Source organism: Geobacillus sp. WSUCF1 (assembly GCF_000422025.1).
Lineage (GTDB): Bacteria > Bacillota > Bacilli > Bacillales > Anoxybacillaceae > Geobacillus > Geobacillus zalihae.
The window spans coordinates 1-221 of the sequence record NZ_ATCO01000087.1 but is presented as its reverse complement, the minus strand read 5'-3'; the positions used below and the strand labels follow the sequence as shown (position 1 = coordinate 221).

General features: G+C 48.4%; 1 pseudogene. It reads right to left on the bottom strand.

Features of this window, described 5'->3' with window-relative positions:
* Nucleotides 1-68 precede the first annotated feature (68 nt).
* Nucleotides 69-221: pseudogene (locus tag I656_RS17980) on the bottom strand (IS982 family transposase); the annotation flags it as partial.

The window sequence follows — 221 nt, the reverse complement described above, 5'->3', positions numbered from 1 at the left end:
CGTTCCCCTATTTTCTCTTTGTATTTATTCGCCGTGGAACGGGAGAAAACCTTTATTTCAATTTATATAGCATGATGTTGACCACGTTTCGCCAGTTCATGACGAATCCATTTGACCGCGAAGCCAAGCGCTCGGCAGCGGCGGTTGTATCGGGAGCGTTCAAGAAACGAGCCGTTTGTGAACAAATTTCCCGTGACAAAGCGATGCCAGGCTCGTTCGGA